Genomic DNA, 12,596 nt, shown 5'->3' on the forward strand with positions numbered 1-12,596 from the left:
GAAAGGCCGGAGAACATGCACGTGATACCTGCGGACACCACCGAGGACGTACGGGCACAGGCGGCCGGCGCGGGCCCGCTGGTGGCCGTCCTGCCCGTCGGCAGCTTCGAGCAGCACGGCCCGTGTCTGCCGCTCGCCACCGACACGCTCGTCGCCTGCGCCATCGCACGGGAGATCGCCGCGGCGTATCCGGCGGTGCGGCTGCTGCCGCCGGTGACCGTCTCCTGTTCGCACGAGCACGCGGCCTGGCCGGGCACGGTCAGCATCTCCGCCATGACCCTGCACGCGGTCGTCCGGGACATAGCGGCCTCGCTGCGCCGGTCCGGCGTCGAGGCGCTGGTGGTGGTCAACGGGCACGGCGGCAATTACGTGCTGGGCAATGTGGTGCAGGAATCCACCGCCGAAGGACATCGCATGGCGCTTTTCCCCTCGGCCGAGGACTGGGAGGCCGCGAGGGAACGGGCGGGCGTGGAGACCTCGCTGCTCAGTGACATGCACGCCGGGGAAATAGAGACCTCCATACTTCTGCACTGCCATCCCGAATCGGTACGGCCCGGTCATGAATCCACTGATTTCCTTGCCGACGACCGCCGTCATCTCCTCTCCCTCGGTATGTCGGCCTACACCGATTCCGGTGTCATCGGCCGTCCTTCGCTCGCGTCCGCCGAAAAGGGCGAGAAGCTGCTGGCGGGGCTGGTGGAGGCCTTCGGCGCGTACCTGTCCGTGGTGACCTCCGGGAACTCGGTGGCCTCGGTGTCTTCGGAGGCCACCGTGACCTCGGGTGAGGGTCCCGTTGCGTCATCCGCGTCGTCCTGACCCCGCCGGCGTGTCCGCAGGGCGCCGTACCAGCGCACCACGAGCACGCAGATCCCGGGCAGGGCGGCCACGAAGCTGAGCACGCCGTACACCACGGCGACGGTCAGCCCCTGGGCGGCGCCGAGGCCCGCCGCGCCGAACGACCAGGCCGTGACGCCCTCCCGGGGCCCCCAGCCGCCCACGTTCAGCGGCAGGCTCATCGCGAGCAGCGCCAGCAGGGCGAGCGGCACCAGTTCGGCCACCGACGCGCCCGAGGCGGCCGGTCCGGCGGCCCGGGCGGCGAGCAGGAACAGCGCGACGTGCCCGGCCAGGACCAGCACGGACGACAGCAGGACGCCCGGCCAGCTCGCACGGGCGAGGAGCGCGCCACGGGCCTCGGCGAGGGACGCGGCGAGGGACGCGCGCAGCGCACCGCCCCGCCGGGTCCGGCCCGGCGTCCGGCCCATGCGCACCGCCGCCACGATCGCGAGCCCGCCCAGTGTGCCGAGTCCCAGCACGGCGGCCGTGTGGCGGGCCGAGGTCAGCACCGGGGACGGCAGGGTCAGGAGGACCGTTACTCCGGCCACGGCGAGCACGGCCTGTCCCGCGGTCCGCTCCAGTACGACGGCCCGTACCCCGCGCCCCAGGGCTCCGGCGCTCCGCCCGTGCCGTACCGCGCGGTGCACGTCGCCGAGGACGCCGCCGGGCAGGGCCGCGTTGAGGAACAGGGCCCGGTAGTAGTCCGCGACGGCCGGGACCAGGGGCAGCCGGAGCCCCAGTCCGCGCGCCACCAGGCACCAGCGCCAGGCGCTGAGCACCGTGGTGAACACCCCGACGAGGACCGCCGCCACCAGCGTCCCGGCGTCGATCCGCCGCAGTCCGTCGAGGAACACCCCCGTACCGAGCCGCCACAGCAGCACACCCAGGATGGCGGCGCCGGCGAGACTGCCGAGGTGGGGGCGCAGGGTACGGGTGCGGGGCGGTGCCGTGGCGTGAGCGCTCACGGGGTTCCGCCCGTGGGCCGGGGCAGCGCGAGGAGGTCGGTGTGGTGGACCGTCACCCGCAACTCCCCCGCCCTGCACGCCGCCAGCCGCTCCCTCATGTACACCTCCGCGCGTTCCGCGAGATCCGGACGCTGCTCGCACGCCGCGCCCACCCATCCGCGGAGCCACTCCTCCGTGAGGGCGGCCTGCCCGGGGCCGAGGCGCCACGGGCTCGGATGCAGCCGTACGGTCGCGTCCCGCTGGGAGAAGGCGTCGCAGGTCACGTCGATCGCGTCGGGACCGAGCAGGTTCCCCCGGCGCTGATGGGCGTTGAAGGCGTCGGCGACCTCGGCGTCCAGGGGATGCGACGGGGTCAGCTCCACCCGTCCGGCGACGGACAGGGTGAGCAGGGCGGGGCAGCCGGCGCCCGTACAGGCGGCGGCGAGCGCGTCGATCTCCTCGCGCGTGAGCACGTCGAGCAGCGCGGAGGCGGTGACCAGCGCCGCGCCCGCCAGCTCCACCGCGGTCAGCCGGCCGATCTCGCCGCGCCGCGCGGTGACCGTGACGGGACTGCCGTCGGCCGCGGCGCGGGGCGCGCGGGCGGCGGCCAGCCGCAGCAGGTCCGGGTCGTGGTCGTGCAGCACCCAGTGCTGGGTGCCGTCGAGACGGGGCGCGAGCCAGCGGCCCATCGACCCCGTGCCGCAGCCCAGGTCGTGCACGACCAGGCCCCCGGCGGCCCTGCCCGGCAGGTTCGCGAGCCGGATGCGCAACGGGTCGAGCAGGTCGGCGGCACGGGCGTCGGCGTCGGCGCTCTCGCGCAACTCCAGCCACTGGGGGGCGTAGCGGTGTGCCTCGGCGGCGTCCGCCGCGGGTGCGGCTGTCGAGGGCGCGGCTGTCGAGGGTGCGGCTGTCGAGGGTGCGGCTGTCGGGGGCGCCGTGCTCTCACCGCGACCGGCGGCGCTCGGGCCCGTCACGGATGTCGTCGTAGCCGTTGCCGTAGCCGTAGCCGTAGCTGTTGTCGTAGCCGTAGCTGTTGTCGTAGCCGTAGCTGTTGTCGTAGCCGTAGCTGTTGTCGTAGCGGTCGTCGTAGCCATCCACATCCGCCTTCGCATGCGCATGAGCATCCCCATCCCCTCACGCCGCCTTCTGTGGTTCATGCCGCAGCCGCCCCAGCACCCCGGCCAGACTCCGGGCGGTGGCCGCCCAGCCGTCGAGCGCGGCCCGGCGGCCGCGGGCCGCGGCCTTGAGCCGGCGCCGCACGTCGGCCTCGCCGAACCAGCCGCGCAGCTCCGCCGCGATCGCCGCGGGGTCCTCCGGCGGTACGAGGATGCCGGGCACCCCGCCGTCCGGTGCGCGCCCCACGGCCTCGGGGAGCCCGCCGACATCGGTGGCGAGGACGGGGATGCCGCGGGCGAGAGCCTCGGTGACCGCCATCCCGTACGTCTCCGCGTAGGAGGTGAGGACCATGAGGTCGGCGGCGGCGTAGCTGGCGTCGAGGTCGGCACCGGTCCGCGGGCCGGCCAGGTGCAACCGGTCCTCCAGGCGGAACTCCGCGATCAGGGAGCGGATGTGCTCCACGTACGCGGGGTCCTGGCCGAGCCCGCCCACCAGCGCGCAGCTCCACGGCAGATCGGCGACGGCGGCAAGTGCCTTCACCAGCCGGTGCTGGCCCTTGCGCGGGGTCACCGCGGCCACGCACAGCAGCCGGGAGACGCCGTCGGTGCCGGAGGCGAGGGGCGCGATGTCGGCGCCCGGCGCGGCGACGTGGACCCGTTCGGGGGCGAGCCCGTGGTGGGACACGAGGCGCCGTACGGCCCAGTCGCTGGTCGCGATCACGGCGGGCACGGCGCGCAGCACCGTCCGCTCCGCGGCGTCGAGTCCGGCGGCCACCCCGGGGGCGAGACCGGTCTCGTCGCCGAGCGGCAGGTGCACCAGTACGGCGAGGGAGAGCCGCCCGGCCTCCGGGACGACGATCTCGGGAACGCCGCACGCGACGAGCCCGTCGAGCAGGACCACGGCCCCGTCCGGCAGTTCCCGCAGCACGCGGGCGAGTTCGGCGCGGGCGGCCGCGGCGGGCCGGGGCCAGTCGCCGTCGACGGTGTGCCGCCGCACCTGCCAGCCGAAGCCGGGCAGGTCCAGGCAGATCCGGCGGTCGTAGGCGTTGCCGCCGCTCGGGCGGGCCGGGTCGTCGACACCGCCCGGCATCACGAAGTGCAGGGAGCGCAGGGACATGGGGACGATGCCGGCGTTCGGGGACATGGGAACGATCTCGGCGGTCCGGGAGGCTTCACCGACCCTCACAGGCCACGCTCGTAACTCGCCCAGGCGATGTGCGACTCGTGGAGGGTGACGGTGAGACCGGCGAGGCCCTTGGAGCCCTCGCCCAGCGCGCCCTTGTGGACCCGCTCGGCGAGCCGGTCGGCGATCACCTTGGCCAGGAACTCCGTAGAGGTGTTCGTGCCCCGGAACTCGCTCTCGTCATCGAGGTTCCGGTAGTTCAACTCGCCGACCACGGCGCCGAGTTCCCGCGTGGCGAGTCCGATGTCGACGACGATGTTGTCGTCGTCCAGCTCGGCGCGGCGGAAGGTGGCGTCCACGAGATACGTGGCCCCGTGCAGGCGCTGCGCGGGGCCGAAGACCTCGCCGCGGAAGCTGTGGGCGATCATCAAGTGATCGCGGACGGTGATGCTGAACAACGGACGACCCTCCAGATGCGGTGCGTCTGCCCCGGGCCGGGGCATGCCGTGTAGTACGGCTGCTCCCTACCCGTTGTTCAGCCCGTCCTCGGGGTTTCTCCGGTGGTCGGCCGGTCGGCGCCGGTCAGCCGGTCGGCTGATCGTCCAGGGGCCGTCAGTCCTCGTACCGCACCCGATGGCACAGACCCGACAGCTCCCCGGACACGAGCCGCGGCATGACGTCGGGCAGCTCCTCGAAGGCGCACTCGCCCGTGACGAGCGCGTCGAAGGCGGGGTCGGCGAGCAGGTCGAGGGCGAGCGCGAGCCGGTCGGCGTAGGTACGGCCGGGGCGCCCCGCCGGCGACACGGTGCCCACCTGGCTGCTGCGCACGGTGAGCCGCCGCGAGTGGAACGCCTCGCCCAGCGGCAGGCTCACCCGCCGGTCGCCGTACCAGCTCAGCTCGATCACCGTCCCTTCGCGCGCGAGGAGTTCGAGCGACCGGGCGAGCCCCTGCTCGGTGGCGCTGGCATGGACGACGAGATCGCACTCCCCCAGTGCGTCGGCGGGCAGCGCGAAGCCGACACCGAGGGCGCGGGCGACGGCGGCACGCGCGGGATCCGCGTCGACGAGCTGGACGCGTACCCCGGGGAACCGGCCGAGGAGAGCCGCGACCGAGCACCCGACCATGCCGCCGCCGACCACGGCGATCCGGTCGCCGACCAGGGGTGCCGCGTCCCACAGCGCGTTCACCGCGGTCTCCACGGTCCCGGCGAGCACGGCGCGCCCGGCGGGCACGCCGTCCGGTACGACGGTGACGGCGCTCGCGGGCACGACGTACCGCGTCTGGTGCGGATAGAGACAGAAGACGGTCCGCCCGGCCAGCTCGGCCGGCCCCTCCTCCACCCGCCCGACACTGAGGTAGCCGTACTTCACGGGCCCGGGGAAGTCCCCCTCCTGGTACGGCGCGCGCATGGCCCCGTACTGGCTCCCGGGCACCCCGCCGCGGAACACGAGCGTCTCGGTACCGCGGCTGACGCCGGAGTACAGGGCCCGTACGAGTACCTCTCCGGCGCCGGGCGCGGTCACCGCCGCCTCCCTGATCTCGCCCTCCCCGGGCGTGCGGAGCCAGAAGGCGCGGGCGGTGTGGTTCATGGGCTCTCCCTGAACGGTCGGGTGCTTCTCCACGTACGCAGCGGTGGACGTCGCGCGCTCAGTCGCGCACTCGGTACGCGGCGAAGATCACTCCTGTCTCACGTTCGGAAGGTATCCGGTGGCCCTGCACAACTCTGCCCTGAACCACCCCTACGACGCACGGCTGTTGCTCCGGGAGACGACGGTGGGCGCGGGTGCCCAGCTCCTGCTGCTGGCGCTGCTGGGAACCGCGATCGGGCTGGGCCCGGCGGGCTGGCTGACGGGCTCGGCGTTCGCGCTCGGCACCTGGGCGGTCCTCACCCGGGCGCTGCGCCGTACCCGGCCCCCCTCCTTCGGCCCGGCCAACCGTGTGACGCTGGGCCGGGCGGTCCTGGTCGGCGGTGTCACCGCCCTGGTCGCCGACTCCTTCCGCAGCTCACCGCCGGTGACGCTGTTCGTCGGCCTGACGGCGGTGGCGCTGATCCTCGACGGGGTGGACGGCAAGGTGGCCCGCCGCACCGGCACGACGACACCGCTCGGGGCGCGCTTCGACATGGAGGTCGACGCGTTCCTGATCCTGGTGCTGAGCGTGTACGTGTCGATGTCGCTCGGCCCGTGGGTGCTCGCGATCGGCCTGATGCGGTACGTCTTCGTGGCCGCCGCCCGGGTGCTGCCGTGGCTGAACGGTTCGCTGCCGCACAGCATGGCGCGCAAGACGGTGGCGGCGGTCCAGGGGGTGGTGCTGCTGGCGGCGGCCTCGGGATGGCTGCCGTACGCCGTGACACTCGCTCTGGTCACGGTGGCGCTGGGATCGCTGGTGTGGTCGTTCGGGCGGGACGTGGCGTGGCTGTGGCGGACGCGGGAGGAGCGTGCGGGGACACGGACCGCACTCGCCCAGCCGGTCGGTGAGCGCTGCGCCCTCGTCCCGGCCGGGCTCAAGGGTGGTCCGACGGTGCCCGGCGCCGCGGGCACCGTGCCTCGGCGGGAGGCGGAACTCGCGGTGTGAGGCTGCGTGAAGCGGTCATTGCCGGGTCGGCCGCCGGGTCGGCCGCTTTTCCCGATGAGCGGTACGACCGGCGGTACGGCGCAGAACGGCACAGATCGGCGAGGTGATCAGTTCGGAGCCGGGGAAGCCGTGTCGTCGGCCTTGATGTCGAAGTTGATCTGGTCTCCATCGACAGAGGTCACTTCGACCGTCACGCCCAAGGTGCTGCCGTCGTCCGCTGTGAGCGTGCACCGGGTGGTGGTCCCGGCCTTGCCGACGAGATCTTCGGGACAGGTGATGTCCGGCTTCGGCCGGCCCGTCGTGTCGGCGAGCTTCTCGGCGACCAGCGTGGCCAGCTTGTCCGCGGACATCTTCGGCGTGGACGACCCGACGGTGACCGAGGCGGAGCAGCCGGCGAGCAGTACGCCCGCGGCCACGACCGAGAGGATCGAAGGTGCTGCGGACAGCCGAATTGTGGTCATGGCGGACTCCGGTCGGGTACTGGTGAGGGCTGGTGAGAAGAGGCAGGAAGCATACTTCGTGGGGGCCTCCGGCCATGCCGGGAGGACTCGGCGTCTCACAGCTTGCCGAAGATCACGCTGCGCCAGGTCCAGCCCGACTTGAGTGCGGCGTTCCGCAGGGGGTCGCGCAGTTCCGAGCTGTCGAAGCGGAAGGTCTCCGTCGCTTCGAGACCTCCGCTGTCGCCGCGTTGGACCGTGTAGTGGCGGGTGACGGTCCTGTCGGGCCCGCGCGAGTACGCCCCCGAGATCTTGAGCTGCGGCGGATCCCCGACCCGGGTGACCTCCCAGCTTTCTTCGAGGACGCGCACTTCGTGGTCCTCCGGAACGAGGCGCATCCGGATACGGACGGCACGGGTCAGTTGTGACGCGACGAAGACGGCTTGCCAGGCGGGCTCCGCCATCCGCCACTCCGCCACCAGGTCGCACTCCTCCTCGGCGGCGCCGTCCCGGATGACGTACGGGGCATCGTCCCGGTTGACGCCGAGCAGAGCCGTCCGCACCTCCTCGGCCGAGCGCGGCACGACACCGTCGTCGGGATGCTTGGTTCCGGTCAGCTTGTCGAAGAGTCCCATGTGATCAACCTAGGAGGGGGCGGGTTGCAGGTGCAAGATTCGCCGTCGGCGCGGGAAGCGTCACGACGCCGCAGCGGTGTCCGGGCGCACCGTGCGCACGAAGTCCTGGAAGTCCCGCAGGACGTACGGGAATTGGGACGTGGTGGCTGTGAGAACCAGGCGGATCACCGCGCGCTTGCGCGGATCGGCGACGTCCAGCATGGACAGGTACACCTGGGACTGGACGAGGTCGCGGGACACGCCGCCGACGACGGCCGACACGGCCAGTGTCTGGGTGAGACCAGGCGCGCCCTCGGAGCCGATCTCGTGACCACCGGTGACCTCCACCGACGTGACGGCCTTACGCAGGCGCTCCACGGACTCGTGAGCGATGTCGGACAGCGCCGCCGCGTCCGGACGGTACTCGCCGTCGATCGTGATGTTCGCGGTGAACCCGGCATCCGATTGCGGGTACCGCGCGACGAACGCGGCGCCCGGCGCACCGGCTGCGTCCGGCGGTTCGGCGCGCCAGCCTTCCGGCAGTTCGAACTGGATCGGTACGGGCAGAGTCGTAGGCATTTCGGGCCATCCTTACTACGGCAACGGCAATGAGCCTGCGGGTCCCATCAGAACAGGCTGCCGACCCCGTCCGCGAACCACCCGGCCGCATCCCCCACGGCGTCGGCCGCGGAGCCCGCGGTGTCGGCGATCTTCCCCGGATCGACGGTGACCTCGAAGCCCACGGCACCACCGAGGAGGGGGGAGATACCCACTTTGGGGGCCCAGTGCCATGCGCCGTTGGCGTCCTTGCTGAAGTTCAGGCTCGCCTCCGCGCCGGGGCCGGCCCATCCCTCGGCCGTGGCGCCCACTCCGATGCCCCCGATGTCCGCTCCCCCGGAGACGCTGCCTTTCGCACCTGCGAACGCTTCGGCGCCCAACTGCACGCCGTCGACGCCGACTCCGGCCGTGACGTTGGCCTCGGCGCCCACCATGCCCTCCGCCCGTCCGTACACCCCGACGGGACCGGCGTCGGCGCGGCCGTTGGCCGAGGCCTCGGCGCCCGCGAAGGCACCGGCCTCGCCCGCGATGCCCTCGTCGGTGATGCCGCCGGACGCGGAGGCCTTGGCGCCCGCATAGGCTTCGGCCGCCCCCTCGAGTCTCATGGGGCCGTTGGTGAGCGAACCCTCCGCGCTCGCGCGGCCGAGGTCGGCATGGGCCGCGGCCTCGCCCAGCTTGCCGGACCCGGTGTCGGGCCCGGTGACCGATGTTCCGGCGCCGAGGCCGGAGACCTCGGTCTCGCCCTCGGCGACCCACCCGTCGGTCTTGGTGCTGGCGTCCTTCTTCTTCAGCTCGGCCGCGCGGGCGGCGCCGGCGGCGTCGAGAGAGGTGACGACCTTGGAGTTGAAGTCGCTCTTGCTGGAGCCGAGGTCACGACGCAGGGCCCAGCAGGCGATCTCGTCGGCTTCGGCGGCCTGCCGCAGGACGCCTTCGATGCGGCGGGCGAATGCCTCGCAGGCCTGCTGCTGCTCGCGGGCGGCGGCCTGGCCGTCGGGGTCGTGTCGGGCGCCGGCGTCCTGGGACAGGTCGTAGCGCGGGGTGACAGTGCCGTCGGCGCCGACGTGCAGGTCCTGTTCCTCGGCCTCGACGTCGGCGAGGCGGCGGAGGTCCTCCTTGGCCTTCTTCAGCTCGGCATGCAGCGAGGTGAGGACGCCGGCAATGCCTTGCGCCTGCTTCTGGGCGCTCTCGAACTGCTCCTGGGCGGCGCGTACGTCGTTGTCGGCCTTGGCCGCCGTCAGCACCGGCTGGCTCCAGCAGGCCTGCCGGAAGGGACGGGCGACCTGGTCGCCGTAGGCGGTGTGGAGCCCCTTGAACTTGGTGGCGGTCTCCTCCCAGCGGTCAGCGGCCGCCGCGAGGTTGCCGAGGTTGAGGTGGTACAGCTGCTCGTACGTCGGCATGAGCTCGGTGGATTCCCCGTTGTGTGGTGCGTGCGTCTGGTCGGGTTGGAACGGGAGTGGTGGCGGTGTCCGTGCGTGGGAGATCCGGTTCAGCCGAAGGGCGAGGGCTCACTCGACAGGGAGCGCATGGTCTGTGTGTTCGCGTCCTCGGTGCGCTGGTAGAGCATTCCCGAGCCGCCGCACTGGCGGGCGAGGGCGGTGCAGTCGAATGCGAGCGCCGAGACCTGGCTCGACCAGGTCTCCGCCAGGTCGGTCAGCGCACCGCCCAGTCCGCCGTCCCACTTGCCGCTGCCGAAATCCCGGGAGGCCGAGCGCGACTCGTCCACCGGATGAGCGCCGGCGGTCCGCGTCCGCCCCGCCATCTCCTGTGCGCCGGCACCCGCCTGGTTCAGCGCTGCCGGGTCCTCGATCTCCGTCCCGGTCGGCATGCCATGTCCCCCATGTCTGTCTTCGTGCCGATGGAACGGCGGGCATCCACGATCGGTACGCGCTGCCCCAGGTCATGGTGGAGCACGGTGGACAGCCGCCCGCCCCACCGACCGTGGCCTCGCCCACCCCTGACCGACGGGCGATCTCCTTGATCGTACAGGGATGTCCCGTGCTCACCGTCCGGAGGTGAATGCCGAGACGAACGGTGAGTCGAAGGACAACTTCCTGATGGCCGTACGGGGGTTGTCCGATGGCTCACGTCTGCGAAGACTGACGCCGAGAGCGACAGAGACGAACACCCGAGACGACCGCGAGGACCCGGCATGACCCTCACCGCTGCCGCGGGACGCCAGGCCACCTGGCTGACCGAGGCCGACTGCGACCTGGACGCGTTCCGTGCCCTGGTCGAGCAGAGCACGGACCCGGCCGACCACCCGTACGCCGACGCCGTCGAGCAGAACGTCCCCCTGTACGACAGCGACCGGCTGCGACGGCGGCGCGCGGCGGCGGGCCGCCGCACGGTACAGGCCGAGCTGGTGCACGCCCTCCTGAACGGCCCCGGCATCGTCGTCCTCAAGCGCGCCTTCACCGACCCGGCCGTGATCGACCGGGCCACCGAGGCGTTCACCGCGCTGATCGAGGAGGAGCGCGCGTCCGGCACCGCACGCGGCGACCACTTCGCCAAGCCGGGCGCCAACGACCGCGTGTGGAACGCCCTGGAGAAAACGGCCACTCGCTTCCCCGACATCTTCGCCGACTACTACGCCAACGACATGCTGGCCCTGGTGTCGGAGGCCTGGCTCGGCCCCGCCTACCAGATGACCTCACAGATCAACGTGGTCAACCCGGGCGGCGCCGCGCAGAGCGCCCACCGCGACTACCACCTCGGCTTCCTCTCCCAGCAGCAGGCAACGGCCTACCCGGCGCACGTGCACCGCCTCTCCCCGGTCCTCACCCTCCAGGGCGCGGTGGCGCACTGCGACATGCCGGTGGAGTCGGGCCCGACCCTGTACCTGCCGCACTCGCAGAAGTACGAGCCGGGCTATCTGGCCTTCCGCCGCCCGGAGTTCATCGCGTACTTCGACGAGCACCACGTCCAGCTCCCCCTGGAGAAGGGCGACGCGGCCTTCTTCAACCCGGCGCTGTTCCACGCGGCGGGCCACAACCGCTCCCCGCACATCAAACGCATGGCGAACCTGCTCCAGGTCTCCTCGGCCTTCGGCCGGGCGATGGAGACGGTGGACCGCGAGGCGATGGCGAACGCGGTGTTCCCGGTACTGCTGGCCCGCAGGAGCGAGGGAGCCACGGACGACTGGCTCCGGAACGTGGTGGCCGCCACCGCCGAGGGCTACCCCTTCCCCACCGATCTGGACCTGGACCCCCCGGTGGACGGCCTGGCCCCGCCCTCCCAGGCGGACGTGCTGTGGCAGGCGGTGGCGGAGGAATGGCCCCCCGAGCACCTGCGCTCCGCACTCCGGGCACACACCGAACGCCGCAACGACTGAGAGGACCGCGGACACATGCACAACGGAACGGAATCCCTCCCGGAACCTGTGACAGGACCCCTGACGGGACCTCTGACGCAACCTCTGACGCGACCTCTGACGGAACTTCTGAAGGACAAGGTCCTCCTGGTCAACGGCGGCAGCCAAGGCGTGGGCGCGGCGATCGTACGGGCGGCGGTGCGCGAGGGCGCCGCCGTCGCCTTCACCGCCGAGCGCCCGGACCCGGCCGAGCAGTTGGCGAAGGAGACGGGCGCGCTGTTCCTCCCCGCGGACCTGGCGGACGCGGACCAGGCGAGCGCGTCCGTCGAACGCACCGTAACGGCCCACGGCCGCCTGGACTGCCTGGTCAATTCGGCGGGCCTCACCACACGCGGCTCACTCCTGGACACGACACCGGAGTTGTTCGACGCGCATGTGGCGGTGAACCTGCGCGCCCCCTTCTTCGCGATGCAGGCGGCGGTACGTCACCTCCTGGACCGCGGCTCCCCTGGCACGATCGTCAACATCATCACCAACTGCTCCCACGGCGGCCCGCCCCACCTGGCCCCCTACTCCGCGACGAAGGCCGGCCTGGTGGGCCTGACCCGCAACGCCGCCCACGCCCACCGCTGGGACCGCGTCCGTGTCAACGGCCTCAACATCGGCTGGACGGACACCGAGGGAGAGGACAGGGTCCAGCGCGCGTTCCACGGCGCGGGCGACGACTGGCGCGAGAAGGCGGCCGCGACCCTGCCGATGGGCAAGCTGGGCCAGGCCGACGAGATCGCCGACTTCGTGGTCTTCCTGCTGTCGGAGCGCAGTGGGGTGGTGACGGGGTCGGTCATCGACTGGGATCAGAGGGTGGTGGGGACGTTCGACTGACGGGGCGCGTCCTCCTGGCTCCGTACAACCGTTCTCGCGTCCGGACGGCCGATGCGTGTATACGCCACTGGGTTGGCTCGGTCGGCGCGAACCGGTGAGGGAAGCACCCCGACCCGCCGACCACCTGACGCGCCACCATGTCATCGCTGACCGGCCCGACTTAACGCGAGAGCCGAGGCTCATCCCGTTAACATCGTCAACACA

General features: G+C 72.3%; 14 protein-coding genes and 1 pseudogene. 4 read left to right on the forward strand and 11 right to left on the reverse strand.

Going from position 1 to position 12,596, the window contains the following annotated elements; all coding sequences use genetic code 11:
• The first annotated feature begins 15 nt into the window (after positions 1–15).
• Positions 16–816: a creatininase family protein gene (locus IE242_RS10325; RefSeq protein ID WP_189857671.1), complete on the forward strand. Its 801-nt coding sequence runs from the start codon at positions 16–18 to the stop codon at positions 814–816.
• Positions 817–932: 116 nt separating this feature from the next.
• Here IE242_RS10325 and IE242_RS37590 read toward each other — a convergent pair.
• The 6 genes and pseudogenes from IE242_RS37590 to IE242_RS10350 all read right to left on the reverse strand — a co-directional run.
• Positions 933–1,877 (reverse strand): annotated as a pseudogene (locus tag IE242_RS37590) (lysylphosphatidylglycerol synthase transmembrane domain-containing protein); the annotation flags it as partial.
• A complete protein-coding gene (locus IE242_RS10330; RefSeq protein WP_189857673.1) occupies positions 1,796–2,752 on the reverse strand; it encodes a methyltransferase domain-containing protein in 957 nt (318 codons plus the stop codon). The pseudogene IE242_RS37590 and the gene IE242_RS10330, both read right to left, overlap by 82 nt.
• The gene (locus IE242_RS10335) at positions 2,721–2,876 is read right to left on the reverse strand and encodes a hypothetical protein (protein WP_189857675.1); all 156 of its coding nucleotides are present in this window, start codon (positions 2,874–2,876) and stop codon (positions 2,721–2,723) included. The genes IE242_RS10330 and IE242_RS10335 overlap by 32 nt, the downstream gene beginning before the upstream one ends.
• A gap of 36 nt (positions 2,877–2,912) precedes the next feature.
• Positions 2,913–4,037, reverse strand: coding sequence for a glycosyltransferase family 4 protein (locus tag IE242_RS10340; RefSeq protein ID WP_189857677.1), 1,125 nt, complete (start codon positions 4,035–4,037; stop codon positions 2,913–2,915).
• Positions 4,038–4,075: 38 nt separating this feature from the next.
• Entirely contained in the window at positions 4,076–4,474 is a 399-nt protein-coding gene (locus tag IE242_RS10345) for a 6-pyruvoyl trahydropterin synthase family protein (protein WP_189857679.1), read from the reverse strand.
• 154 nt (positions 4,475–4,628) lie between these two features.
• Complete coding sequence (locus IE242_RS10350; protein ID WP_189857681.1) at positions 4,629–5,606, reverse strand: zinc-dependent alcohol dehydrogenase; 978 nt, start codon at positions 5,604–5,606, stop codon at positions 4,629–4,631.
• A gap of 118 nt (positions 5,607–5,724) precedes the next feature.
• Between IE242_RS10350 and IE242_RS10355 the strand changes: the two genes are divergently transcribed.
• On the forward strand, positions 5,725–6,591 hold the full coding sequence (locus tag IE242_RS10355) for a CDP-alcohol phosphatidyltransferase family protein (RefSeq protein WP_229858710.1): 867 nt from the start codon (positions 5,725–5,727) through the stop codon (positions 6,589–6,591).
• A 107-nt stretch (positions 6,592–6,698) separates the two neighbouring features.
• On the opposite strand, the gene IE242_RS10360 is transcribed toward IE242_RS10355, so the two are convergent.
• The 5 genes from IE242_RS10360 to IE242_RS10385 all read right to left on the reverse strand — a co-directional run bounded on the left by IE242_RS10360 (position 6,699) and on the right by IE242_RS10385 (position 10,025).
• Complete coding sequence (locus tag IE242_RS10360) at positions 6,699–7,052, reverse strand: DUF4333 domain-containing protein (RefSeq protein WP_189857683.1); 354 nt, start codon at positions 7,050–7,052, stop codon at positions 6,699–6,701.
• Positions 7,053–7,147: 95 nt separating this feature from the next.
• Complete coding sequence (locus tag IE242_RS10365) at positions 7,148–7,663, reverse strand: hotdog family protein (RefSeq protein ID WP_189857685.1); 516 nt, start codon at positions 7,661–7,663, stop codon at positions 7,148–7,150.
• A gap of 60 nt (positions 7,664–7,723) precedes the next feature.
• Positions 7,724–8,221, reverse strand: a complete 498-nt coding sequence (locus tag IE242_RS10370) for a hypothetical protein (RefSeq protein ID WP_189857687.1) — start codon at positions 8,219–8,221, stop codon at positions 7,724–7,726.
• Between the two features lie 47 nt (positions 8,222–8,268).
• The gene (locus IE242_RS37595; RefSeq protein ID WP_229858713.1) at positions 8,269–9,597 is read right to left on the reverse strand and encodes a hypothetical protein; all 1,329 of its coding nucleotides are present in this window, start codon (positions 9,595–9,597) and stop codon (positions 8,269–8,271) included.
• Between the two features lie 89 nt (positions 9,598–9,686).
• Entirely contained in the window at positions 9,687–10,025 is a 339-nt protein-coding gene (locus tag IE242_RS10385; protein WP_189857689.1) for a hypothetical protein, read from the reverse strand.
• 324 nt (positions 10,026–10,349) lie between these two features.
• Here IE242_RS10385 and IE242_RS10390 point away from each other — a divergent pair, with 324 nt between their 5' ends.
• Positions 10,350–11,531, forward strand: a complete 1,182-nt coding sequence (locus tag IE242_RS10390) for a phytanoyl-CoA dioxygenase family protein (RefSeq protein ID WP_189857691.1) — start codon at positions 10,350–10,352, stop codon at positions 11,529–11,531.
• 15 nt (positions 11,532–11,546) lie between these two features.
• Complete coding sequence (locus IE242_RS10395) at positions 11,547–12,392, forward strand: SDR family oxidoreductase (RefSeq protein WP_189857693.1); 846 nt, start codon at positions 11,547–11,549, stop codon at positions 12,390–12,392.
• Positions 12,393–12,596: the final 204 nt, after the last annotated feature.

This window comes from Streptomyces poonensis, from assembly GCF_014650915.1.
GTDB classification, from domain to species: Bacteria; Actinomycetota; Actinomycetes; order Streptomycetales; family Streptomycetaceae; genus Streptomyces; species Streptomyces poonensis.